Below are 23242 nucleotides of genomic sequence, written 5' to 3'. Positions count from 1 at the left end.
TCCATGGATATTAACATTTACACTGAAGATTCAGTAACGATTATAGAAGTCAACGGAGACATTGATGGACAAACTGCTCCTACCTTACAAGAGCAAATTTTGCCCGCCATCGGATCGACCTCCAAAATTCTGCTGAATATGACTGGTGTTTCTTTTATGTCCAGCGCTGGACTGAGAATGCTATTAGTATTACAGCGTAAAGCCGAAGAACAAACCATAGAGGAGAAAAACATCCAAATTATATTAGTTGGATTATCAGAAGAAATTCGTGACACCATGGCCATTACTGGATTCCTAGACTTTTTTACCATTTGTGGAACCATCAATGAAGCCCTTAGTCTCGCCTAAATCTCCCTTCTTTGCCGATCTTCTCTAGGGTAACTTATAACCATGGAACGTATTGATATTCATCCCACCCATACCCATCAAACCTTCAAATTTCGCCGAGGAAAACCCTTTCCCTTCGGAGCAACCTTAGAACCCGGAGGCGTAAATTTTTCCATTTTTTCTAGTCATGCTACCTCCTGTACCCTGGTTCTGTTTACAAAAAGCGCTCCTGAACCCTTAGTAGAAATTCCCTTTCCCGAAGAATTCCGGATTGGTAATGTTTACTCCATGATGGTTTTTGACCTGGACTATGAAAATATTGAATATGGCTATCGCATGGATGGCCCCCATGATAAAACCGCAGGCCATTGGTTCGATCCGAGTAAAATTCTCATGGACCCCTACGCTAAAGTGATTGGTGGCCGGGATATCTGGGGTAAGATACCCAACTTTAAGGATATCTATCAGCACCGGGGCCGAATTGTGATTGATGATTTTGATTGGCAAAATGATTGTCCTTTAGAATTACCCCCAGAAAATTTAGTCATTTATGAAATGCATCTACGCAGTTTTACCCAGCATCCTTCATCGGGAGTGAAGGAGAAATATCGGGGAACCTTTGCAGGAATGCGGGAAAAAATTGATTATCTCAAAGAGTTAGGCGTTAATGCGGTGGAGTTAATGCCCATTTTTGAGTTTGATGAGTTTGAAAATCCCCGGTTTAATCCAGATACGGGAGAAAGATTATATAATTATTGGGGCTATAGTACGGTTGGTTTTTTTGCCCCCAAAGCTGGTTATGCCGCCACCGGAAAGTTAGGAATGCAGGTGGATGAGTTAAAGGCCTTGGTGAAGGAGCTACATAAAAATGGGATTGAAGTGATTTTAGATGTGGTGTTTAACCATACCGCAGAAGGGAATGAGTTGGGGCAAACCATTTCCTTCCGAGGGATTGATAATAAGGTTTATTATATGTTGACCCCAGAGGGGTATTATTTCAATTTTAGTGGTTGCGGTAATACGCTCAATTGTAATCATCCCATTGTGCGAAATATTGTCTTGGATTGTTTGCGCTATTGGGCGGCAGAATATCATATTGATGGCTTTCGCTTTGATTTAGCTTCGATTTTAGGACGCGATCGCGATGGCACGCCATTAATCAATCCGCCATTATTGGAAGTGTTAGCCTACGATCCGATTTTGGCTAAGTGTAAGCTGATTGCGGAAGCTTGGGATGCGGGTGGACTCTATCAGGTGGGGTCATTTCCTTCCTTTGGCCGGTGGGCTGAATGGAATGGTAAATATCGGGATATGTTGCGTCAGTTTGTCAAGGGAGATGCGGAAGTTTGGGAGATGTCCCACCGTTTAATGGGGTCTCCAGATTTGTACGCTGAAGGGAACCGCCCCCCAACTACTTCGATTAATTTTATTACGGCCCATGATGGGTTTACGTTGCTTGATTTGTTCTCCTATGACGAGAAACATAATGAAGCCAATGGGGAAGGAAACCGAGATGGAGCTAATGATAATTTTAGCTGGAACTGCGGTGTAGAAGGGGTGACGGACGATCCGGAAATCAATGATCTCAGACGACGACTGGTGAAAAATGCGATCGCCCTGTTAATGGTAAGTCAAGGTGTACCCATGATCTTAATGGGGGATGAGATGGGACGCACCAAGCAGGGGAATAATAACACCTATTGTCATGATAATGAGCTGAATTGGCTGGACTGGTCTTTACTGGAGACGAATCAAGATATTTTTGAGTTTTTCCAGCACTGTATCGCCTTCCGTCATACTCATCCGGTGCTGCGACGCAGTACCCATTTTCATCATCAAGATCTCGTCGGCAGTGGCTATGCTGATATTAGTTGGCATGGAACCCAAGCGTGGAATGTGGACTGGGCTGATTATTCCCGGACTCTAGCCTTTTTACTTTGTGGTCAACATGCCGACGATGGACAAGGGGAGGATGATTATATTTATGTGGGGATGAATATGCATTGGGAAGCGCTGATGTTTGAAATTCCCCAATTGCCGGATGGGAAACATTGGCATTTGTTTGCCGATACCGGGTTAACTTCGGCTCAGAAAAGCTGGAAACCCGGAACAGAGCCGGTTTTGGAAAACCAGTTTGAACAGAAATTGTGCGATCGCTCCGTATTGATCTTGGTTGGACGATAAATCTCTCTCTATTCTGCGATTCCGTAGGGGTCAACAGCCGTTGGCTCCTATATTAGGGAGCCAAAATATAAAGATATTCTGTGATTGAGCGCAAATAGATGTAAACTGTGATATGTAAATTTTTCTTCTAAAAGCCATCTGTTAATTTCTATCAAAAAATACTAAATTTAATTAATTTTTAAGATCGCGATTACAGAACTTCATGGACAGTTTTTACTGGGTCAAGAAGTCCAAAACCTCGATCGATAAAGGGTTTTAACCGGTAAGGGATCAACGAAAATAGACGATCCCGAAATTTCAGCCCTGAGTAACTCTTCTAAAAATTGACTATAATATATGAATTCTATTGAGTCGCTTAAGGAAATATCTTTTCTCCAAGAAACCCGGAATTTGACTGAACCCTTTAGTAATCAACTTTGTAAACTTATTTTTCAAAAACCATGAAAACATCCTTAAATAAATCAGGAATTCAAGAATCATCCATTCATGCACACCCCTCAGAGTTTAATATCCCTCTGATTCAGCCCATTCCTTGCCCCAACTGCGGTTCGTCTGCCCAACGCAAGCATTTAGTTAAGTTAGAACAAACTAAAATTGAATGCCCCTCCTGCGATTATTTGCTGCTCACTTGTCGCCTTACTGGACGGGTAAAAGAAGCCTATGCTCCAGGCATTTATTGGGGGAATGGGCGATCTAAATAGGAGATCTAGCAGTCTTCGCTAATTAAAAATGTAGGGAGCAAGATGCTCCCACTCCAGTAATATCAAAGGATTGAGGGAGTGCGGGCATCTTGCCCGCTTCTATTTTCCCCTTAACCGGACTTGATATTACTCATTACTCAGTAGCGCGAGAAGCACGCAGTTGTCCACAAGCGGCATTCGCTTCGAGACCCCGTGAATAGCGGACACTGACGGCAATATGATGCTTGGTCAAAATATCCTGGAATTGCTGGATACGCTGACCATTGGGACGCTGGTAATCGACTTCACTAATAGGATTATAGGGGATTAAATTCACATGGTTTTGGAATCCCCGTAGCAGGTGAGCCAATTCTAAGGCGTGTTGGGGGAGATCGTTGACTCCTCCCAATAAAATATATTCAAAGGTAATGCGCCGACCCGTGAGTTTAACATATTCTCGACATTCATCCATTAAGGCGGGCAGAGCGTAACGCAAGGCGCTAGGAATTAATTTTTCTCTCAGGGCTTGATTAGAAGCATGGAGGCTAACGGCAAGGGTAACTTGCAGTTTTACTTGCGCGAGTTGACGGATACGTTTGGCAATACCGACGGTAGAGAGGGTGATTTGTCGCTGGCCAATGCCAACATCTTTATTGAGAGAGTGGAGGGATTTTAAGACAGCATCGAAATTAAGTAGGGGTTCACCCATCCCCATAAAGACAATATGGCTGACGCGCCGTTGAAAGTCGGTTTGGACTGTTAAAACTTGATCGATAATTTCGTGGGGTTGGAGATGGCGGTTGAATCCGCCTTTACCCGTGGCACAAAAATCACACCCCATGGCACATCCCACTTGGGAGGAAACACAGACGGTGAGCCGTTTGGCACTGGGAATGCCGACAGTTTCGATAATTTCTCCGTCTTGGAGTTGGAGAAGATATTTAATTGTGCCATCGGGGGCGATCGCCCGATAATGAAGCCTGGAACGACCGACGCTTACCTGGGCCATTTCTTGTCGCCAAGCTTGGGGAAATACGGTGATCTCTTGGAGAGACTGCGCCCCTTTTTGATAAAGCCATTGGTGTAATTGGCGGCCCCGATAGGCAGGTTGGCCGTGGTTTTGTACCCAAGTGGTGAGAGACTCTAGGGATTGACCGAGTAAGGGGGAGTCCATGGTGGGAGATGATATAACTGGAGAATTGACGTTAGCTGCTTTCGGAGAGAGAGACATTGATGATCGGTCTTGATATTGGGTGGAATACTTCTATTTTGCCCTTAGCCTTTGAATTTACCTCTCCTGGCCCGATTATTTTCCAAATTGGTAATTTAGCGATCCGTTGGTATGGGTTGTTAATCGCTTCGGCAGTTTTGTTGGGGGTAACCTTGTCCCAGTATTTGGCTGAACGTCGGGGTGTCGATCCAGAGGCAATCGGGGATTTGGCGATTGGGTTGGTACTGGGGGCTATTCCTGGGGCTAGATTGTATTATGTGTTATTCCAATGGCCCAGCTATGCGGATAATCCAGGGCAAATCTTCGCGATTTGGAAAGGGGGAATTGCCATTCATGGGGCGATTTTAGGCGGTCTGTTGGCAGCCTTAATCTTTGCGCGACTGAACCGGATCTCCTTTTGGATGTTGACGGATCTAGTGGCTCCTTCTCTGATTTTAGGCCAGGCGATCGGGCGTTGGGGTAATTTTTTTAATTCTGAAGCCTTTGGCAAACCCACAGATCTGCCCTGGAAGTTGTTTATTCCCCTCGATCGCCGTCCGCCAGAGTATATTGAATTTGACTATTTTCACCCCACATTTCTCTATGAGTCCCTATGGAATCTGCTGGTTTTTGCTCTGCTCTTGAGCTTATTCTTTTGGGGTTTAAACCGTAAACGGCCCCTGAAACTCGGTACGCTGTTTATGGTTTATCTGATTGCCTATAGCTCAGGTCGGGTCTGGATTGAGGGATTGCGTACTGATAGTTTAATGCTGGTGGATCTGAAAATTGCCCAGTTGGTGAGTTTAGGGGCGATTTCTTTGGGGGTTTTGGGTTTGGTCTGGCTCTATGCATTCGATCGCCCTTTACCCGATGTGGTATCGACGATAGATAGTCATGGATAAATGGCAGCAGTTGAGCCAAAAAAAAGCCCTGGAGGTAATCTCCAAGGGCTGGATCAGGGTGCATCTACCATTTCTTTATTCTCTTGAGTGCGAGGACTAATCCGGAAGAATTGAGGATTTTTGTTCTTAACTCACCTCATGCCTAGGATATCTGTTGATGAATTCGGGTATAAATAATGTTACGATCCACGATCGCCGATTCTGAGATCTTTCCGATGACTAAAACACCCCTAAAACCTGCTGTTTATATTGTTGGTGCTGGCCCTGGCGACCCGGAATTGCTGACGGTTCGCGCTCAACGGATTTTGGCCCAAGCGGATGTGATTCTGTATGCCAATTCTTTGGTTCCCAAGCAGATGTTGCTCGATACCCGTGAGGATGCCGAATTGATTCCGACGGGCCATCAAACCCTAGAGTCGATTTTACCGATCATGATTGAGGGGGTGCGTCAAGGTCGGGTGGTGGTGCGCTTGCATTCGGGCGATCCGAGTTTGTATAGTGCGATCGGCGAGCAAATTCAAGGGTTATCAGAAGCAGGAATCCCGTTTGAAATTGTACCGGGAATTAGTGCCTTTCAGTTAGCGGCCGCCCGGTTGGGGGTGGAGTTAACGGTTCCAGAGTTGGTGCAGACGATTATTTTAACGCGCGTCAGCGGCCGAGCGTCTCAAATGCCTTCAGGGGAAGATTTGGAGTCTTTGGCAGCCCATCAAGCGAGTTTATGTTTGTATTTGGCAGCTCGTCATGTGGAACGTTCCCAGGAGCAGTTGTTACAGCATTATCCGGCGGATACTCCGGTGGCGATATGTTATCGATTGGGATGGCCGGATGAGCAGATTGTGGTGGTTCCCTTGGAGAAGATGGCCCGCGAGACTCAGGAGCAGGAGTTAATACGGACGACGTTGTATGTGATTAGTCCGGCGCTTAAGGGGATGGGAGGGCGATCGCAGCTTTATCATCCCGATCATTCCCATTTGTTTCGCCCTTAAATCATTAACTCAGAGTATCTGGATCGATACCCAGTTGTGCTAGACGCTCTCTCAACCGTTGAATGGTCTGCTCTTGCTCATTAACCACGGCTTCAGCGCGATCGGCTCTTTGCTGTTGCCGTTCCTTTTCCTGACGTTCGAGTTCCTTTTCCTGACGCTGGCGTTCCTTTTCTTGGCGTTCCCTCTCTAGCTCTAGTTCAGCAGTCTCTGCTCTCTCTTCTGGAGTGAGATAGCGCTTTCCGTTTTCATCATACCAATAGAGCCATTCTCTCTCTATTCCCTGATAGGTTCCTCGATCGCGACCAATGCCTAAATTGAGTTGGGATAACCATACCGGTTCTCCTGATAATAATTCATAGTCATTTCCCTTGAGTTGATAGACTTCTAGCTTCTGTTTCTTTTTCCGCAGAGGATTATAGATCCCATAGTAGAGAACTCCCAATTGGGCATATTTTTGTTTTTTCTCGTTATATTCTCCCCTGGGTGTTGTGGACACTACTTCTAACACTAAAGTCGGCACTTTTTGCTCTTCCCAAAGAACATAAGATAATCGTAAACCTTCATCAATAATTCTAGGGACACCGATACTCAAAAAACCATCGGGGACGATAGCGGGTTGATTCGGATCGGTATAAATTCCCATGTCTACCCCAAAAAACCAATCCATCCGCTCTGACCAAATGAGTGCGAGCATCGCTTTGAGGAGAGTGGGAATTAAATCTTGCAGTTCGTTATCCACAGGAGTTTCATCTGAGTCAGGTAAATCTTTTGCTGAGGGTAAACTATTTCTGAGATGGTATTTCAGTAGCATAAGTTGACGAGGAGTTTCTCTTTAGTTTATCGCAGGCTTGATTGAATTAATTGTGGGGTTTGGCGAGGTTGCGGAAGCGGGTAAATTCGGGGTCAAAGAGCAGTTTAACGATTCCAGTGGGGCCATTGCGGTGTTTGGTGATGATCACTTCGGCGATCGCGCGATCGGTGGTATCGGGATTATAATATTCATCTCGGTATAACATAATCACTAGATCTGCATCTTGTTCGATACTGTTATGAACAACAATATTATTAGCCACAAAATTGTGATAACCAGGAACTGTCAAATCATAAACTTTTGCTTCTCCACAAGCTTCTATAGAAACCACTCGATCCCAATAAATCTCACTATTGGCTAAAGTAGACCATTGCCCCTCATCCCCCAACCCCTTCTCCCGCAGGAGAAGGGGAGAAAGTCCCTCTCCCGTGGGAGAGGGATATAGGGAGAGGGCTAGATGTTTATCACTCATAGATGAATGTTTTAGACTCGGTAATATTCGAGGTAGAGCAATATAAGAGCCTATGTCCAACTGATCCAGTCTTTTCCATCCATCAATGGTTAAAAAGGGATGATTCGCCGTGGCTTGAATCTTACGTCCTAAAGCAGTTGTGAGCCTAAAAGCAGGCTTAATTCCTGTCGAAAAAACTTTGGTAACTATCGCTTTTTCAATTTTCAAATTCTCTAAATTGACTGCCCAAACCGTAAAGTTAGAGCGACCGAGTAAATTTTGAATTGGAACTTCAATCCCTTCATCAGCTAAGGGAATTAGAGTATCTCCTGTTAAACAACCTGACTCCCTCAAATCTGACATCATTGGCCGTTTATTGGTACGCGATTCTACTGAACGACTAAGCTGAGATAAAGCAATAACTGGTACATTCAATTCCCGTGCGAGTATCTTGAGTTGCCGAGTGATTTTAGAGAGTTCTTGCACCCGGTTATCGCTGCTTCCTTCCATCAGTTGCAGGTAGTCAAGCAGCACTAATCCCAGTTGTCCTTGTTCTGCTTGCAGTCTGCGAACTTGCGATCGCATCTGCGTCACCGTAGTATTAGCCGTATCATCAATATAAATCGGCAACTCAGACAAATTCGTTTGTGCCTCAATTAAAGGCTCCCATTCTGTTTGACTAATCCTGCCTGACCTGAGACGATTACTTTCAATTCTCGCTTCACTAGAGAGCAAACGCAGCGCTAATTGCTCTTTAGACATTTCTAAACTAAAAATCGCGGCGGCTAAGTGAGTTGATTGGGCAATATTATTAGCAATATTGAGCGCGAAACTCGTCTTTCCCATGGACGGCCGGCCCGCAATAATAATCAAATCCGATCGCTGAAATCCCCCCGTCATAGCATCAAGATCGTAAAATTGACAGGGGAGACCGGGTAAAATTTCTCCTGTACTTTGAGATTGGATTTCTTTGTAGGTGTGGGTTAAGGTTTCCGCTAAAGAAACCAGCCCTTTTTGTACTCGGTCTTGGGTGAGATTAAAGATTTTTTGTTCGGCTTGGTCGAGAACTTGTTTAATATCCGTTGCGGTATCATAGCCCAACTGTACTATTTCATGACCAGCCGTAATCAGTTGACGGCGCAGATATTTGTCCATGACGAGTTTGGCATACTCGTCAATATTGACCGCACTTACGGTACGGTCGAGCAGTTGTACCAGTTTGCTCTGACCCCCTACTTTATCTAATAGATTATGGTCAGAGAGCCAACTGTTCACGGTCATAAAATCCGTGGGTTTGCCACTGTTGTGCAGGGTGAGGGTGGCTTGATAAATTTTTTGGTGTGCGGAGATGGAAAAGGCTTCCGGGCGAAGAATATCAATCACCCGATTAATGGCTTCTGGGTCGAGTAAAATCCCGCCAAGGATGGATTCTTCTGCCTCAATGTTTTGGGGAGGAAGGGTTTCGGGAAGGGCTGGGAGGTTGGACTCGCTGACCATGGGAATAAGGAAATAGGGAATAGAATCATTCTATTTTAAGGTCTCCCCATTCCCCCACTCCCCCATTCCCCTACCCCTAGAGGGCGGCCACTTGAATTTCAACAGTCGCGGTGACTTCGGGATGGAGTTTAATTTGGGCGTTATAGAAGCCGAGTTTGCTAATTTCCGGTAGGGTAATGCCACGACGGTCTACTTCTTGGGCGGTAGTTTCGAGGATGACTTCGGCTACTTCCCGGTCGGTAACGGTTCCAAAAATGGCTTCTCCTTCGCCGACTTGTTTGCGAATGGTGAAGCGACCAATGGTTTCGAGGGCCGTTTTGCGGGCTTGGGCTTGGCGTTTTTCTTCAATTAGGCGCTGGCGTTCTTTTTCTTTGCGGATTTCTACTTGTTTGAGGATGCCTGGGGTGGCTCGCAAGGCGACACCATGGGGGATGAGATAGTTACGGGCATAACCACGGGCTACTTCTACGACATCTCCAGATTTGCCGAGTTTGCTTACATCTTTGTTTAATACGATTTGTACTCTTTTGCTCATGATGAGTTGGGTTTTCTTGAGTGGGTTAAGTTGGATCAAAGTCTTTTATTATATCGGACTTTGGGGGCGATCGCAATTCTCGGATAGTCTCAAGTTCTAAAATAGGTCTTTTTTCCCGCGAATGCGACTAAAGGTTTGCACGGGATCGGTGCTGTTGGCTGCCGCTTGTAAACTGGGCTGATCCCAACGGAGGAAGGGGTTGGTGAGTTTTTCGAGACCGAGGAGGGAGGGGACGGTGGGTTGGTTGTTTTGCCTCGCTTCCTTGACGCTGGCAAATCGCTCTTGTAATTTGGGGTTATCTCCATCTACCGTCAGGGCAAATTTGAGGTTGCTGAGGGTGTATTCGTGGGCGCACCAAATTTGGGTGTTGTCGGGCAGGGTTCTTAATTTGCTCAGAGAATTAACCATTTGGGCTGGGGTTCCCTCAAAAAGGCGACCGCATCCCCCGGCAAATAGGGTGTCTCCACAGAAGAGGTTTCCGGGTTCATTGGGATCTGTGGGGGGGAAGTAGTAGGCGATGTGTGCTTTGGTATGACCGGGTACAAAGAAGATTTGGGCTTCTTGACCTAAAATGGTGAGGCGATCGCCGTCTTCAAGGAAAAAGTGTTGTCCGGGAATTCGCCCCCGGTCTACAGCACCGGCATAAACTTGAAGGTGGGGATATCGCTGGATTAACGGTTGGTTGCCGCCCACATGATCGCTATGATGATGGGTGTTGAGGATGGCAATCAGGTCTGCTCCTAACTCGTCTAGGCAGTCTAGTACGGGTTGCGGTTGGGCCGGATCGACAACAGCAGCTTGATTGAGGTGGCGATCGTGTACAACAAAAATATAGTTATCGGAAAGGGCAGGCAGTCGGTAAACTTCCATAGGATCTCGATGATATGCTTAATGAACTATAGAATTTTCCTATTCTCTTCTATTGTAAGGGTAAGATATGAGGTGAAGTTTCTGTCTGTTTCAGCTTCTCATTAGCTACATTAACACTTTATGTCCCGTTCTCCATCTAGCCAACCGAACTTGGTCACCCAAGTAGTGAAAGGAATTATTGAGAGAGGCCAACTGACACCTAAAGAATACTTAATTATCACCTCGGCTTTAATCTCGAATATGAAACTGACTCAGGAGATGAAGCAGGAGATTAATCGGATCTTGGATGCTCTACAAACGGGAAGGTTAAAATTAGTTGATTCTTGAGATGTCAAAAATAATACTAAGGCATGAAAAATTATTCTTGAGGCGATCGTCGGTGATGGAGACCCAATCTAATCCATTAAAAATTTCTATACTCGTCAGTGACCTCTCACAAGCAGGAGCCGGCCGCTGGGGGGGAGCTGTTCGCACCTTCCTATTAGCCCAAGCTTTGACCCAATTGGGCCATGAGGTAGAAATCCTAGGATTTAGCTTTGGCGAACCTCCAGATATTTCTGAGTCCAAATATCCCATGGTTTGTGTGCCGGGTGTCAACTATCCGGGTTTTTTCCACTCGGCCCAAACCTTACTCAAAGCGATTCAAGGGGATATTCTTTATGCCTTAAGACCAAAACCCACCAGTTTTGGTTTAGCTCTGCTGAAAAAAATACAGCGCCGTTGCCCTGTGATTTTAGATATTGATGATTGGGAATTGAGTTGGCATGGGGGAGATCAATGGCGCTATCGTCCCGGTCTAAAACAGTTTGGCCGCGATCTTCTCAAGCCAGAGGGAGCGCTGAGAATGCCCGATCATCCCCTTTATCTCAAATGGATGGAAAATCAGGTCTCTCTAGCTGATGCGGTAACTGTTCATACTCGATTTTTGCAAGAGCGTTTTGGTGGGGTTTATGTTCCCAATGGTAAAGATACGACTCTGTTTAATCCCCAGAATTATAATCCGGAAGTTTCCAGGGAGCGGTACGGACTTTCAGACTATCGAGTGCTAATGTTTCCCGGAGCGCCAAGACCCTATAAAGGAATTGAAGATGTTTTACTGGCGTTAGATCGACTGAATCAACCGGATTTAAGAGTGGTCATTATTGGCGGTAGTCCTTATGATGATTATGACCGCCGTTTGCAAGAGCAATGGGGACGGTGGATTATTCAGATTCCTAAACTGCCCTATGAGAAAATGCCGGAAGTCGTGTCTGCGGCCCATGTAGTGGTAGTGCCTCAACGCAATACCCCGGCTGCCTTAGCCCAATTTCCGCTAAAATTAACCGATGCTATGGCTATGGGCAAGCCGATTTTAGCGTCTAATGTAGGTGATTTACCAGAGATTTTAGGAGGAACTGGTTATTTAGTCGATCCGGAATCTCCCGATCGGATTGCCGAGCAGATTCAGTTTATTTTCAATGATTTAGATGCAGCTAATCAAAAAGGTCAAACAAGCCGTGAAAGGTGTATAGAATACTATAGTATTAAAACCATGTCAAAAATTTTAGAAAATCTGATGGATGATATGGTTCATAAATAGATGAAATTATCGTAAAAACTATGTCAAGTGGAGAATTTAAGGATGTCATCTAGACAGTTTTTATTTAAATATCTAAAAGAATATCCGTTATCTTTGATGGCTAATATTGTTCTGGGCTTTTCTGGGGCAATTTTTAATGGTGTTAATACGGCATTAATTATCCCTGTCATTCTTCAAATTGTGGGACAAGAAATTAAACTTAGAGGAGCGCCTCCTGCACTTAAACTTATCTTTGCTCCCTTTGATGCAATCCCAGAACAGTACCGACTAGGGGTGATGTTGGCGGCCATTATATTAACAATTGTTTTAAAAGAAGGGGTGAATTACTGGCGTACTGTTGTAGCAGCCGCCTTCAAGCGAAGAATAACCAATAGTATGAAGATTGATATAATGTCAACTCTTTTAGAAACGGATATTGATTTTTATAGCAAAAATAAGTTAGGTGATATTACCAAACGCTTAGGCAGTGATACAGCACAAACCACTACAGCAATTAATGCCTATATTGATTTGGCGATTAACCTAATTACTGCTTTTATTTTTCTGTTTTTCTTGATTTCATTATCCTGGCAATTGACGGTTGTCTCTACTCTACTAATTATTTTGGTTGCAGTGGTGAATCAAGGGGTCATTAAACGTTCTAAAATATTGGGAAAGCAATCTGCTGATATGCAAAAGTATTATTCAATTAAAGTGTTGGAGGTTTTAGGAGGAATTCGATTAGTTAAGTCAGTAGGTAATGAAGAAAAGGAATTGAATTTAATCAATAAAATAATGCTGGATCTAGAGAATTTTAACTTTCTAGCTCAAAGCAATAGTGCCCTGATTAGACCGTTTAGTGAAATAACTAATATATTTACAGTGATTGCGATTTTGATGATTGGTCGGGTGTTCTTTTCCAATCAACTGCAAACTTTATCAGCGATTTTACTCACCTATCTATTTATCCTATTTAGGATGATGCCAGTGGTTAATCAAATTAATAATACCAGAAATACGCTGGCTAAATCGTTAGCTAGTGTTGATTTTACCTATGATATTTGGCGGCGTGATAATAAGCCGATTATGACTCAAGGGATTGTTCCTTTTAATGGGTTTAAGGATAAAATACATTTCCAGAATGTATCCTTTGCCTATCCCGGTCATGGCAATTTGGTACTCAAAAATGCTGATTTAGTATTGCCGAGAGGAACAAGTTTGGCCTTAGTGGGTTCGTCAGGAGCCGGAAAATCGACGTTTGCGGATTTGTTGCCTAGGTTTTACGATCCGACGGAGGGTTATATTCTGATCGATGGTCGGGATATTCGTGAGTTTGAGCTGCGAACTTTGCGACGATCGATGGGGATTGTCAGTCAAACGACGTTTTTGTTTAATGATACGGTGAGGAATAATATTATCTATGCTCGTCCAGATGCGACGGAGGATGAGATGATAATGGCAACAAAACAGGCGAATGCTTATGATTTTATTATGGAGTTGCCGAGAAAGTGGGAAACGGAGGTGGGCGATCGCGGGGTGATGCTTTCTGGGGGACAACGACAAAGGTTGGCGATCGCCAGAGCGTTGCTGCAAGATCCGGATATCTTGATCTTAGATGAAGCTACGAGTGCGCTGGATACGGTGTCTGAGCGTATCGTTCAGGAGGCGATCGATCATCTCAGTCGCGATCGCACCACATTAGTCATTGCTCACCGTCTATCCACCATTCAGAATGCCGATCAAATTGCCGTTTTAGATAAAGGACAAGTTGTAGAAGTCGGGACTCACCAGGAATTATTGGACAAACAGGGACTATATCATCGTCTGCATTCCATGCAATTTTCAGAAACAGAAAAGTCTGAGTCTACTGGACAGAAAATGGTTGACTATGAAACCCTATCTAAGGCCTCCTATGAAGCGAGAACTCAACTCAATTCTATGATTGGTTCATTAAGGTTATTGGCAGATGAAATTGTGGATACTCCAGAGGAACAATTAGAATTAACAGAAGAAGCGTACCGTTCAGCGATTACTCTGCTCAGAACATTTGAGATTTTTGAAAATAAATTGAGATAAGAATAAATATCGAAGATCATGAAAATAATTATCCCTATACAATATTATCGTCGGGGTGGTGTAGAGAGAGTCATTATCGCTCTAGTACAAGAATTTTCAAAACTAGCTGATCGAGTTATTTTAGTCTTACCATTTAAAGAAGTTGACTCCTTCAAAGAAGTTTTCAAAGGTCATGAAAATATTACCATAGAATCCTTCTCAGTTGTGCATAAGTCATGGGCACATTACTTTATAAGAATTTCCGAAAAAATACTCGATTTTTTGAGACAAAAAACTTTAACATCTAATGTAACAAGGAAAATATTGAAAAAGCTCCAGGATACTAAGACGCAAACAACTATTAATCATTTGATTAATAAGCATAAGGCTACGCACTGTCTATACATGATAGCAAATAAGTTGAATCCCCCTGAACTTCCTATTCCTTTAGGAATGATTACACATGATGTTTTTTGGCATTTTTCACCTCTAACTTATTCTGAATCTTATATTACAGCTTATGATAAAAGCTTATTAGAATGGCTTAGAAAAGCTAATATTATATTTACTGTCTCTCACAAAACACGGCAAGACGTTCTTTCAATTTTTCCAGGTTTTAGCGATAAAATAAAAGCAATACCAAATTCAGGATTTCTTCCTGAAATTTCAGCCAAAACTTCAAACCATTCAATACACAAAACTCTACATAATGATATTATTTTTTATTTTCCTTCTTCATTTGGAGTATATAAAGATCAACTTAATCTTCTCAAAGCAGGGTTGATAGTATCAACATCAAAAAATAATTTTCAAATCGTCTTAGTTGGCAAAGAAACTGATGGTTTTTTGGATGGAAACTTGAAATTATCCCAACAATCGAAGAGTGAAGAATATAAAAAGTACATTGAAGAATGCCAAAAAATTTATAAGCAAAATGAAGAAGTCATAAAAGCACATTTTCAAGGTTTGGGCTATTGTTCTCCAGAAGAAGTTGAATTTTGGTATGAAAACTGTAGTTGTGTGGTAGTGCCTTCTAAATATGAAGGATTTGGACTAGCATTATCAGAAGCAATTGTTAGAGGAATTCCTGTAATTGCTTCTGATTTAGAAGTGTTTCGAGAACAAGTGGAGTTATATAATTGTAGCGATCGGGTTGATTTTTTCTCCCCAGGCAATCCAGAAGATCTGGCCAAGTGTATACAACAGTTTATTGATCATCCTAAACCAAGGTTGTCAGATTCAGAAATTGAGAGACGGTTTTCTTATTGGACGTGGGAAGTCGTTGCACAAGAGTATGTTAAATACCTGAAAAGTCTCCAGTAGTTTTGCAATATTGGCATAACACAGAAAAACATCTGTCATAATTTACGAAAGATGGTTTGATCCAGTTTGAGCATGAGCTATCATTAACTTTTGAAGTTTCTCTCAAAATTTTACCTTGTTTTATATTTTCTGAAGAATCCCCGACTCCACGCTGTCCTGTGGTGCTTAAGACTTGATATTGTTCTGAAAATGGATGATCGACTTCTAAAAATGATTGCAGCGATCTAAAAACATCTTCTGTTCGATTCAAAAGCTGATCGTGGGTGATTAGTAAAGAGCGTTCTTTAGAGTTAATCTGTTCTGCATACCTTTCTAAGGTCACTAGACGCTCAATATAGTGATTGACGGTTTTCTCTTGGCTCCAATGGGGTTTTATTTTTAAGATGCTGGGTAAAGTTTGCTGAGGATTTCTAATGAGGAAGATTTTATAAATATGCTTTGAGAGCAAAAGGTTTTCATTCAAAAGCTTACTATTATGTAGGAGCTTATCCAGGATATAAGGATGGTTCATCCTGAGTTTGCCGACACGGGAATAAACTTTGTATAATAGTTTTTTTAGATCTTGCTCGCTGGTATAGCGAATATGGCTTTCTCCATAGCCAATAATTTCTGGGTTACTGTTTAATAAATGCACCAGTAGAGAAGATGCTGATCGCATATGACCGAGGATAAAAATTACTTTATAGGGAGTCGATCGAAAGGCGATGCTGTAGGGATCGGTTGTTGACTGAATTCGGTATGTATAATAGTTAGCCTTGAGTTGACTTTTTTTATTTTGGATTAGGGTTCTTAAGCCTGCCATAGGGTTTACCACTTTAAGGGTTGGTTTGAGATTAGAGCTGTTCTAACCAAAGAGGAGCGAGGTTATCCCAGGTTTCATGTTTAGCTAGTTCTTTAGTATTTTGACGGATAGATTCTAATTCATCGGGATGGTTTAATAGATGAATGATTTTATGGGCGATCGCCTCTTGAGTGTTGCGATCGGCTGGTTCTCCAGGAACGGTAAGGCAATAGGATTTTTCCCCCAAGACAGCAAAATTAGTGGTAACAGGGACACAACCGACTAGGGAAGACTCGCGCACGGAGATACAGTCTACTTCCTCATAGGTGCAGCCATAGTAATGGATAGAAGCAGTGGCTTTTTCTGCCATTAGTTCTTCATATCCGACTTTGCCGCGATCGATTACTCCCGGTTGATCGATGAGTTCCATCATTTTCTGCTTCCAAGGGAGCTGTACTGGACGCTCATCTCGCTGGGTAAAGCCATAAAAAAGATGCAGTTCTGCTTCGGGGATTTGCTGTTTAATAATCGGCCAACCATAGGATAGCATGGATTCCAGACCCCGGTAATATCGGGAAGCATAGACAAGCTTGTAGGGATTTTTGGGGCGATCTCCTATTTCCAGTACCCAAGGAGACACACCATTGGGAATAATTACAAATTTTTCATCCGGCACTTCTGGTAAAAGCTGTCGTTGATAATAGCTTTTAGCAAAAATCTTATCAAATTTATCTAAGTATTGGGGCGTAAAAGATTTGGGTGGATAAGCAACATCTTGCCATTCTAACCAAATTCGTTTAGCTTGAGTCTCTAGATTCAATAACCCTGGATTGCGTGCGATTAATAAAGTATCAAACTTATCATACCAATTACATTGACGGAAATGCTGATAATTAACGCCGTTATATATTCCATCTTTACCTTCAGTATTGGTGTAAACCGTAACTTGATACCCTTTTTTTGCCCATTCTTGAGTCAAAAAGATAATAGAAGCTTCCGATCCACTGGCTCCTTTAGCTCGCAAATCAGATTCTAGTACCATGGGTTTATTGCCAACATAACAGGCAATTGAGCGATCGGGCCAAGTTTTAGCTCTTAGTTTCTGGGTTAAGTTTTGCGTCCAGGGTAGTCTACTTTTAAGGACATTTTTCAAAGATTCTAACGGCATGTCTTGACCCCCAAAAACAGTGTTTATCGATCTCTTAAGCACTCAAGTAATTCAACCAATCATTGAGTTTTAGATCGTAGTATCCCGCTTGAGTTGAAGGATACTGGCCCGATTCAATGGCTTGTATAATGTCCGGCAGTGCAGCAATAAATTTCGGCGATCGCGTATTCGGATGAATTGTCCAAGCTTTCGGCGAATCCATCGTAGCACGAACATAAGCATCTTTTTCAATTCTTTGCGAGACCATCACCTCCCAAGAGGCCAATTTACCCTTACCGGTATAGCAGTTTAGCAGCGTCTTAACTGGGATAGGTAGAGGATTAAGCCATTGGTTACGATAAGAACGCCATAACACAGGCAAAGGAAGTAAGCTATCAAAGCGCTTTCGGTCAATTAAATACACTCTTGACGAGAAAAACTTGAACTTATAAAACCCAGTAGGATCTTTTGTATACTTTTTTTTGTCTTGATATAATTTTCCATCTTCTGCTGGAGGCCCTCCCAAGGGACGAACCGCCATCACCTCTGGATGGTTTTTCAATAACTCTATACCTGCCTCAATCCAGGTATAGTCTGATTGCTGATAGAGCATCATATCACTATCAAAGTGCAGAAGATAGTCACCCGTTGGTTCTTCCAGAGAAAAAATTGTACCTAGGATTGGGTAGCCTTTATAATTATGGGTAGGTTGGATCTTGCCATTACCCAAATGTTTCTGATAAACTTGGCGACGGTACTCTGGATCGTAGTTAATGTCAACCACCTTATCCACTATTCCAGATTTCAACAACTGACTACAGTATTCACGAACTTGTTCTAAAGTGCCAATGCCAGGACGATTGACTTTATCCCCCGATAAAGGTGCTGTATCTACTGCCAGCAAGCGTTGACTAAACGGGAAGTTGCACATCTTGACGAGGTGAGGAATTGTGTGCATCATAAATGGAATGTCAGTCCGTGCGACTAAGATTGAAAGCGAACAGCTTGGATCTCCCATGAAAACTTCCCTCTTGATAGTTACTGCCGATTATCTTAAGAACGATAGTTATGTATATAGTATCTATTTTTAAGGAATATTTGGTTTCCTTAAATCTTTACTTTACCTAGTATATCCCATAGAAGTTACCTGATGCAACCCATCGCTCTAAATCAAGATATAGCTTTAATTAGTTTTACTCAATATCCATGCTTATTATCAAAATTCTTCCAGTTATAGATATTTAGTCAGCCTTTATGGATCTACGTGGGATGAAAACACTAATTAAAAAGTTTCAGAATAAACTCACACAAATCAACCATTGGTTTAAACGGAATGCATGGAAAAAAAATTCTATTGTTTATTATACTGGCCCAACAGCTTATATTTGGACACCAGAAAATTTAAAAATTGGATTAGGTGGATCGGAGATTGCCATTATACAACTCACTCGAGTCTGGGTGAAGTTAGGATATCAAGTTACCGTTTACAATAATTGTGGAACCCAAGCAGGAATTTATGAGGGAGTAGAGTATCGTCACTATTCTGAGTTCAATCAATACGATCGATTTGACATATTAATTATTTGGCGCTATCCTTGGCGGCTATCTTCCCAGACTAAAGCCAACAAGATTTGGTTGGATTTGCATGAAGTTATGCAGCCCGATCAAGTCAGTAAGTCTAAGCTAAAGAATTTCGATCGCGTGTTTGTCAAATCAGCGTACCACAGAAGTTTATTACCGGAAATAGCAGAAGAAAAAATCGCGATCGTCCCTAATGGAGTCGATCCATCTTACTTTCAGTATAGTCAGTCTTCTAAAGATCCGTATAAATTGATTTATGCATCTAATTATATTAGAGGATTGGAAAGAATGCTACAATATGGTTGGCCAATCATCAAGCGAGAAATTCCCCAGGCTCATTTGCATCTCTATTATGGTTGGTCAGGCAATGATTTTAGTAAACCAGAGCTTCAAGCCTGGAAAGAAAAAATGATGGCATTGATCGATCAACCGGGTGTTACTGAACAGGGTAGAATTGGAGTAGAACAATTAATCCAAGAGAAAGCTACAACATCTATTCACTACTATGGTTGTACCTTTCAAGAAATAGATTGTATTTCAGTTCGCGAATCGGCTGCTGTAGGTTGTGTTCCAGTTACAACTGACTGCTACGCCTTGAGTGAAAAAAAATATTGCATAAAAGCACCCGGAAACCCTTACGATCAAACCACTCAAGAAGCTATTGCAATCAAAATTGTAGAGTTATTAAACAATCCAGAGCGATTAGCAGAAATTCGTCAAAACTTCCAGCAGTTCGCACAAGCAGAAACTTGGGAAAATACTGCTAAACTCTGGTTAAATTACTATTGATATGAGGATTTTTAAATGATGAAAATGCCGAATTTTTTGCTTATTGGTGCAGCAAAAGCAGGAACCACATCTCTGTACTATTATTTAAAGCAGCATCCAGAAATTTATGTCCCTTCCGGGTATTATAAAGAACCAGATTTTTTTGCTCTAGAAGGTGAACCATTGGAATATCCTGGCCCACAAGGTATATTTAAGATGAAAGATCGAATTACCGATCTGAATACCTACAGCTCTCTTTTTGACCAGGTGACTACCCAAAAGGCGATCGGTGAAGCCTCAACTGTATACATTTATAGTGAAAAAGCACCAGAACGGATACAACACTATATCCCAGAAGTCAAACTCATTGCTATTCTTCGCGATCCAGTAGAACGAGCTTTTTCTCATTATTTATACTGGGCATCTCAGGGGTTTGAACCCGATACTGACTTTGATTTTCATCAAGCCATTCAAGCAGAAGAGAACCGAATTTTTCAAGGGTGGAGTCACAATTGGCATTATATCAAACGAGGATTTTATTATACTCAGCTCAAGCGCTATTTCGACCGATTTGATGCCAGTCAAATCAAAATCTATCTCTATGAAGATCTAATTAAAGATAAGTTGGCTGTCACTCAAGATACATTTTCTTTTTTGGGTGTTGATGAAAGTTTTACTCCAGATTTTACTAAAAATCATAATAAAACAGAAGTTCCTAAAAATAGAATAGTCAATACACTTCTCCATCGACCCAATCCCATTAAAGCGGTTTTAAAGCCTTTCTTTCCTACTGGACTACGCAAGCGTTTAGCTGATAATCTGAAGCAGCGTAACCAAGGAAAACCAAAGCTTTCAGATAAAACCAGGAAGAAACTTATTAACGTTTATAGAGAAGATATTCTCCAGCTTCAAGAGTTAATTAACCGTGATTTATCTAATTGGTTGCAGTAAGGCTATGTTATTCAATTCTCATGTATTTATTGTCTTATTTTTACCCATTACCTTAATCGTTTTTTTTTGTCTGGCTAGATTGTATCTCACCCTAGCAGCAATGATCTGGTTAGCAGTTACTTCACTTTTTTTCTATGCATACTGGAATGTAGCCTATTTACCTCTACTCCTAATTTCTATTCTCGCTAACTTTTTCATGGGTAGCTTCATATCGAGAGCAGGAGATGAAAGTAAAAAAGCTCAACTCTTATTGGTCAGTGGTATCTTGATAAACTTAGGATTTATCGGATATTACAAATATGCAGGATTTTTAGCTCAATCGATAAATGGATTCTTGAATACGGATCTGCCAGTACCCAACATTGTCCTGCCTCTAGGTATTTCGTTTTATACCTTTACTCAAATTGCTTATCTGGTTGATGCCTATCGTGGGGAAACCAAAAAATATGGCGTGCTTGAATATAGTTTATTTGTCTCTTTTTTCCCTCAACTTATTGCTGGCCCAATTCTACGTCATGATGAACTCATCCCGCAATTTTGGCAGAAACGTAAATTTATTTTCTCTGATAGAAATTTTGCTAGAGGACTGACCCTATTTACCTTGGGATTGAGTAAAAAAATGCTCATTGCAGACCGCCTTTCTCCTTGGGTAGCAGAAGTATTCAATCATGCTAGTGAAGTGAGTTTTCTTGAAGCATGGGTGGGGGCGTTATGTTATACCTTACAACTCTATTTTGACTTTTCTGGCTATTCCGATATGGCCATTGGCTTAGGATGGATGTTTAACATTGAATTGCCAGTTAACTTTAATTCTCCTTACAAAGCTATCTCAATTTCTGACTTTTGGCGCAGGTGGCATATTACCCTCTCCAACTTTCTCCGGGATTATCTGTATATTCCACTGGGAGGAAATCGTAAGGGTGAACTACGGCGAAACTTGAATTTAATGATTACCATGTTCTTAGGGGGACTTTGGCATGGTGCAGGGTGGACATTTGTTGTCTGGGGAGGACTTCATGGTTTATATCTCGTGATAGACCGCCAATGGCAACGGTTGCATATTAAATTGCCTTGGTTTCTTGCATGGTTTATTACGTTTTTTGCTGTAGTGATGAGTTGGATATTATTTCGGTCAACCAGCTTTCAAGACGCTGCATTCATGATTGAAGCAGCTACTGGAATGAAAGGTATTGTGTTACCGGGTAAATTGGGGTCTATTTTATCTTGGTTAACGCCTTTGGGTGTAGAATTCAAGGGACAAGAGGTGCTATCAGCATTACCCTATCTTCCAGGAACAGATGCTACAACTTTAGGAATAAATTTGGGAACCATTATCGGGCTACTTGCAGTGGCAATTTGGTGTCCCAATACCCAAGAAATTATGGATAAATTTCAACCTAGATGGTGGTGGGCTGTTGGAGCCGGTACAATAATTTGTGTGTGTTTGCTCTCTTTAAATCAGGTCAGTGAATTCCTATATTTTCAATTCTGAGGTGGAGATGAAGCCTTATCGTAGTTTTAGTCTTATCTTATTGTCAGTAGCCGCTAGTGGATCATGTCTAGTTGCCCTTTTTAATGCAATTATCGATCCTTTCGGGGTTATGAATATCCTGGTTATTAGAGGAATCAATCAGTCTAAACCTGCAACTGTAGATAACACTAGATTATATAAGGCCGTAGATCTCACTCGTCAAGATGCTAAAACTATATTTTTAGGGGCATCTCGTGTAGAAACAGCCTTTGATCTAGAACATACAGCATTACAAACATACCAACCTGTTTATAATTTAGCGATGCAAGGCATGACATTTTATGAACAAAGACGTTATTTAGAATATGCTATTCAAACACAAGAAAATATTCAAGTCGTTATTCTAGGAATAGATTTATGGCTTCTAGAACATTCTTATTTAAGTAAACCAGGTTTTAAGGAAAATAGGTTACAAAAAAAAGGTTTGCCATTCTTGGAGTCTCTAGAAATTAATTTTTCTTGGAATACAGTTAGTAAAAGTTTTGAATCAATTCAAGCTAATTTAGATAAACCCGATTATCAATATTATAACTCTAAAGGAGTTCGCAATACTGATTATGTCAAAGATAGAAATGTCAAATTTACTTCTTGGCTTCCAGGAGTCGTTAATAATCCCAAGGACACAATATTTCCATCTGCTTTAGAAAATCTCAGAGTTATTGTTGATTTATGTCGAGAAAATAACCTGAATTTGATAGCTTTTATTACACCACCTCATGCTACCCAATTTGAAGCGATGTATATGTCAGGTAGTGAAGCAGTTATAGAACAAGGGAAGCGAGAAATTGTTAATATACTGCCGGTTTGGGATTTCTCAGGCTATAACAGCGTTACCAATGAACCTATTAGCGATCAAATGTCCAATTTTCGAGATAGTTCTCACCCAACCATTAAAGTAGGTAATTTGATATTGAATCGAGTTTTGCAATATGAGGAAGAAAACGTGCCAGTTGACTTTGGCATTATGATTAATCCAGACAATATTGAAGATCACTTAAATATGATCCGTAAAAAGCGGAAGGTATGGAGAGAGAATAATCCGGAAGCAGTGAAAATGTTGGAACGATTTAAGCGTTAGTCCCCTAGAATATACA

Annotated in this window: 21 protein-coding genes; 13 read left to right on the top strand and 8 right to left on the bottom strand. The window is 41.8% G+C overall.

Features of this window, described 5'->3' with window-relative positions; genetic code table 11:
- Positions 1-3: 3 nt before the first annotated feature.
- The 3 genes from AC3FZD_RS10740 (at position 4) to AC3FZD_RS10730 (ending at position 3212) form a co-directional block, all read left to right on the top strand.
- Complete coding sequence (locus AC3FZD_RS10740; RefSeq protein WP_488740120.1) at positions 4-348, top strand: STAS domain-containing protein; 345 nt, start codon at positions 4-6, stop codon at positions 346-348.
- A 42-nt stretch (positions 349-390) separates the two neighbouring features.
- Entirely contained in the window at positions 391-2511 is a 2121-nt protein-coding gene (gene glgX, locus AC3FZD_RS10735) for a glycogen debranching protein GlgX (protein ID WP_488740119.1), read from the top strand.
- Positions 2512-2951: 440 nt separating this feature from the next.
- The gene (locus tag AC3FZD_RS10730; RefSeq protein ID WP_488740118.1) at positions 2952-3212 is read left to right on the top strand and encodes a pyruvate formate lyase-activating protein; all 261 of its coding nucleotides are present in this window, start codon (positions 2952-2954) and stop codon (positions 3210-3212) included.
- Positions 3213-3345: 133 nt separating this feature from the next.
- Here the strand turns inward: AC3FZD_RS10730 and rlmN are convergent, their stop codons facing one another.
- Complete coding sequence (gene rlmN, locus AC3FZD_RS10725; RefSeq protein ID WP_488740117.1) at positions 3346-4422, bottom strand: dual-specificity RNA methyltransferase RlmN; 1077 nt, start codon at positions 4420-4422, stop codon at positions 3346-3348.
- Between the two features lie 2 nt (positions 4423-4424).
- On the opposite strand from rlmN, the gene lgt reads away from it, so the two are divergent.
- Positions 4425-5303: a prolipoprotein diacylglyceryl transferase gene (gene lgt / locus AC3FZD_RS10720; RefSeq protein ID WP_488740116.1), complete on the top strand. Its 879-nt coding sequence runs from the start codon at positions 4425-4427 to the stop codon at positions 5301-5303.
- A 176-nt stretch (positions 5304-5479) separates the two neighbouring features.
- Entirely contained in the window at positions 5480-6289 is an 810-nt protein-coding gene (cobM, locus tag AC3FZD_RS10715; protein WP_488740115.1) for a precorrin-4 C(11)-methyltransferase, read from the top strand.
- Between the two features lie 4 nt (positions 6290-6293).
- Here the strand turns inward: cobM and AC3FZD_RS10710 are convergent, their stop codons facing one another.
- The 4 genes from AC3FZD_RS10710 to gloB all read right to left on the bottom strand — a co-directional run bounded on the left by AC3FZD_RS10710 (position 6294) and on the right by gloB (position 10453).
- Positions 6294-7100 carry a Uma2 family endonuclease gene (locus tag AC3FZD_RS10710; RefSeq protein WP_488740114.1) on the bottom strand — a complete coding sequence of 269 codons (807 nt, stop codon included), beginning with the start codon at positions 7098-7100 and terminating at the stop codon, positions 6294-6296.
- Positions 7101-7146: 46 nt separating this feature from the next.
- A complete protein-coding gene (gene dnaB, locus AC3FZD_RS10705) occupies positions 7147-9048 on the bottom strand; it encodes a replicative DNA helicase (RefSeq protein WP_488740113.1) in 1902 nt (633 codons plus the stop codon).
- A gap of 76 nt (positions 9049-9124) precedes the next feature.
- On the bottom strand, positions 9125-9583 hold the full coding sequence (gene rplI / locus AC3FZD_RS10700) for a 50S ribosomal protein L9 (protein WP_488740112.1): 459 nt from the start codon (positions 9581-9583) through the stop codon (positions 9125-9127).
- A 96-nt stretch (positions 9584-9679) separates the two neighbouring features.
- Positions 9680-10453 (bottom strand): hydroxyacylglutathione hydrolase, encoded by a 774-nt coding sequence (gene gloB, locus AC3FZD_RS10695; RefSeq protein WP_488740111.1) that lies wholly within the window; start codon positions 10451-10453, stop codon positions 9680-9682.
- Positions 10454-10573: 120 nt separating this feature from the next.
- Here gloB and AC3FZD_RS10690 point away from each other — a divergent pair, with 120 nt between their 5' ends.
- From AC3FZD_RS10690 to AC3FZD_RS10675, 4 genes are read left to right on the top strand one after another with little or no spacing between them, the layout of a single operon-like run.
- Positions 10574-10780: a hypothetical protein gene (locus AC3FZD_RS10690; protein ID WP_488740110.1), complete on the top strand. Its 207-nt coding sequence runs from the start codon at positions 10574-10576 to the stop codon at positions 10778-10780.
- 55 nt (positions 10781-10835) lie between these two features.
- On the top strand, positions 10836-12032 hold the full coding sequence (locus tag AC3FZD_RS10685; RefSeq protein ID WP_488740109.1) for a glycosyltransferase family 4 protein: 1197 nt from the start codon (positions 10836-10838) through the stop codon (positions 12030-12032).
- 42 nt (positions 12033-12074) lie between these two features.
- A complete protein-coding gene (locus tag AC3FZD_RS10680; protein ID WP_488740108.1) occupies positions 12075-14087 on the top strand; it encodes an ABC transporter ATP-binding protein in 2013 nt (670 codons plus the stop codon).
- An 18-nt stretch (positions 14088-14105) separates the two neighbouring features.
- On the top strand, positions 14106-15389 hold the full coding sequence (locus AC3FZD_RS10675) for a glycosyltransferase family 4 protein (protein WP_488740107.1): 1284 nt from the start codon (positions 14106-14108) through the stop codon (positions 15387-15389).
- On the opposite strand, the gene AC3FZD_RS10670 is transcribed toward AC3FZD_RS10675, so the two are convergent.
- From AC3FZD_RS10670 to AC3FZD_RS10660, 3 genes are all read right to left on the bottom strand, one after another.
- The gene (locus AC3FZD_RS10670; RefSeq protein ID WP_488740106.1) at positions 15364-16047 is read right to left on the bottom strand and encodes a sulfotransferase family protein; all 684 of its coding nucleotides are present in this window, start codon (positions 16045-16047) and stop codon (positions 15364-15366) included. The two genes, AC3FZD_RS10675 and AC3FZD_RS10670, sit on opposite strands and share 26 nt — an antisense overlap.
- 175 nt (positions 16048-16222) lie before the next feature.
- A complete protein-coding gene (locus AC3FZD_RS10665) occupies positions 16223-17338 on the bottom strand; it encodes a glycosyltransferase family protein (protein ID WP_488740105.1) in 1116 nt (371 codons plus the stop codon).
- Between the two features lie 34 nt (positions 17339-17372).
- Positions 17373-18335 carry a hypothetical protein gene (locus AC3FZD_RS10660; protein WP_488740104.1) on the bottom strand — a complete coding sequence of 321 codons (963 nt, stop codon included), beginning with the start codon at positions 18333-18335 and terminating at the stop codon, positions 17373-17375.
- A 251-nt stretch (positions 18336-18586) separates the two neighbouring features.
- On the opposite strand from AC3FZD_RS10660, the gene AC3FZD_RS10655 reads away from it, so the two are divergent.
- Genes AC3FZD_RS10655 through AC3FZD_RS10640 form a run of 4 tightly spaced genes read left to right on the top strand, consistent with a single transcriptional unit; the run spans position 18587 to position 23226 of the window.
- The gene (locus tag AC3FZD_RS10655; RefSeq protein ID WP_488740103.1) at positions 18587-19687 is read left to right on the top strand and encodes a glycosyltransferase family protein; all 1101 of its coding nucleotides are present in this window, start codon (positions 18587-18589) and stop codon (positions 19685-19687) included.
- A 15-nt stretch (positions 19688-19702) separates the two neighbouring features.
- Complete coding sequence (locus AC3FZD_RS10650) at positions 19703-20617, top strand: sulfotransferase domain-containing protein (protein WP_488740102.1); 915 nt, start codon at positions 19703-19705, stop codon at positions 20615-20617.
- Between the two features lie 4 nt (positions 20618-20621).
- Positions 20622-22109 (top strand): MBOAT family O-acyltransferase, encoded by a 1488-nt coding sequence (locus AC3FZD_RS10645; protein ID WP_488740101.1) that lies wholly within the window; start codon positions 20622-20624, stop codon positions 22107-22109.
- Between the two features lie 7 nt (positions 22110-22116).
- The gene (locus AC3FZD_RS10640; protein WP_488740100.1) at positions 22117-23226 is read left to right on the top strand and encodes a hypothetical protein; all 1110 of its coding nucleotides are present in this window, start codon (positions 22117-22119) and stop codon (positions 23224-23226) included.
- Positions 23227-23242: the final 16 nt, after the last annotated feature.

This window comes from Roseofilum sp. KMC-1 (genome assembly GCF_057802075.1).
The sequence above is the reverse complement of the archived record's forward strand: the minus strand, read 5'-3'. Positions and strand labels throughout refer to the sequence as shown.

Bases quoted from the DNA above. Each gene is read 5' to 3' on its own strand.
- AC3FZD_RS10740 (WP_488740120.1), top strand. From the start codon at position 4: ATGGATATTAACATTTACACTGAAGATTCAGTAACGATTATAGAAGTC.
- glgX (WP_488740119.1), top strand. From the start codon at position 391: ATGGAACGTATTGATATTCATCCCACCCATACCCATCAAACCTTCAAA.
- AC3FZD_RS10730 (WP_488740118.1), top strand. From the start codon at position 2,952: ATGAAAACATCCTTAAATAAATCAGGAATTCAAGAATCATCCATTCAT.
- rlmN (WP_488740117.1), bottom strand. From the start codon at position 4,422: ATGTCTCTCTCTCCGAAAGCAGCTAACGTCAATTCTCCAGTTATATCA.
- lgt (WP_488740116.1), top strand. From the start codon at position 4,425: ATGATCGGTCTTGATATTGGGTGGAATACTTCTATTTTGCCCTTAGCC.
- cobM (WP_488740115.1), top strand. From the start codon at position 5,480: ATGTTACGATCCACGATCGCCGATTCTGAGATCTTTCCGATGACTAAA.
- AC3FZD_RS10710 (WP_488740114.1), bottom strand. From the start codon at position 7,100: ATGCTACTGAAATACCATCTCAGAAATAGTTTACCCTCAGCAAAAGAT.
- dnaB (WP_488740113.1), bottom strand. From the start codon at position 9,048: ATGGTCAGCGAGTCCAACCTCCCAGCCCTTCCCGAAACCCTTCCTCCC.
- rplI (WP_488740112.1), bottom strand. From the start codon at position 9,583: ATGAGCAAAAGAGTACAAATCGTATTAAACAAAGATGTAAGCAAACTC.
- gloB (WP_488740111.1), bottom strand. From the start codon at position 10,453: ATGGAAGTTTACCGACTGCCTGCCCTTTCCGATAACTATATTTTTGTT.
- AC3FZD_RS10690 (WP_488740110.1), top strand. From the start codon at position 10,574: ATGTCCCGTTCTCCATCTAGCCAACCGAACTTGGTCACCCAAGTAGTG.
- AC3FZD_RS10685 (WP_488740109.1), top strand. From the start codon at position 10,836: ATGGAGACCCAATCTAATCCATTAAAAATTTCTATACTCGTCAGTGAC.
- AC3FZD_RS10680 (WP_488740108.1), top strand. From the start codon at position 12,075: ATGTCATCTAGACAGTTTTTATTTAAATATCTAAAAGAATATCCGTTA.
- AC3FZD_RS10675 (WP_488740107.1), top strand. From the start codon at position 14,106: ATGAAAATAATTATCCCTATACAATATTATCGTCGGGGTGGTGTAGAG.
- AC3FZD_RS10670 (WP_488740106.1), bottom strand. From the start codon at position 16,047: ATGCGATCAGCATCTTCTCTACTGGTGCATTTATTAAACAGTAACCCA.
- AC3FZD_RS10665 (WP_488740105.1), bottom strand. From the start codon at position 17,338: ATGCCGTTAGAATCTTTGAAAAATGTCCTTAAAAGTAGACTACCCTGG.
- AC3FZD_RS10660 (WP_488740104.1), bottom strand. From the start codon at position 18,335: ATGGGAGATCCAAGCTGTTCGCTTTCAATCTTAGTCGCACGGACTGAC.
- AC3FZD_RS10655 (WP_488740103.1), top strand. From the start codon at position 18,587: ATGAAAACACTAATTAAAAAGTTTCAGAATAAACTCACACAAATCAAC.
- AC3FZD_RS10650 (WP_488740102.1), top strand. From the start codon at position 19,703: ATGATGAAAATGCCGAATTTTTTGCTTATTGGTGCAGCAAAAGCAGGA.
- AC3FZD_RS10645 (WP_488740101.1), top strand. From the start codon at position 20,622: ATGTTATTCAATTCTCATGTATTTATTGTCTTATTTTTACCCATTACC.
- AC3FZD_RS10640 (WP_488740100.1), top strand. From the start codon at position 22,117: ATGAAGCCTTATCGTAGTTTTAGTCTTATCTTATTGTCAGTAGCCGCT.